Raw genomic sequence first — 616 nt, forward strand, 5'->3', positions numbered from 1 at the left:
GGCTGCCGCCGTCCGGGAGTCGACGGCGCGCACCTGGAGGGGCGAGCGTGCGGCGGCGGTGCCGGCCGAGCCGACGGTGCCCGACAGCGCTCCCGACAGGTGCACCGAGACGACCGACCGGACGCCCTGCTCGCCGAGGGCGCGGTAGACCGCCGCGAACGCCTCGGGCGACGGCTGCGAGGTGGTGACCTGCTCGCCCTCGGAGACCAGCTCGGCCAGGCGGTCGGGGGTGATGTCCTCGCCCTCCGCGTACGCCTCGTCCCCGACCAGGACGCGCAGCGGCACCACGACCGGACCATCCGGCAGACCGGTGGGCAGGCAGGCGGTGGAGTCGGTGACGACCCGCACCTCCTGGGGTGCCGGGCGGGAAGGACGACGACGGTTGCGCATGACCGCGACACTCTATCCGCGCCGGGAACCTGACGGCGAAACGCGGCGGAGCCTCCCCGCGCGCGGCTCCTGGGCCCGACTTAGCATCCGAGACATGCCCGATGCATCGACGCCTGATCTCGCCGCTCTGCGCGAGGCCGCCGCCGCGGCCCAGAAGGCTCTGGAGGAGGCGGAGCGGGCAGCCGCGCCCGCGGCCCCCGAGACCGGCGACGGGGCGGCGCCGTCC

General features: G+C 76.1%; 1 protein-coding gene. It reads right to left on the reverse strand.

The genetic code is table 11. The features are described from left to right. Positions 1-390, reverse strand: a 390-nt coding sequence (locus PROKR_RS23585) for a DegV family protein (protein WP_245605950.1), incomplete at its 3' end; no start/stop codon positions are given. Positions 391-616: the final 226 nt, after the last annotated feature.

It is taken from the genome of Promicromonospora kroppenstedtii DSM 19349 (assembly GCF_000515355.1).
Classification (GTDB): Bacteria; Actinomycetota; Actinomycetes; order Actinomycetales; family Cellulomonadaceae; genus Promicromonospora; species Promicromonospora kroppenstedtii.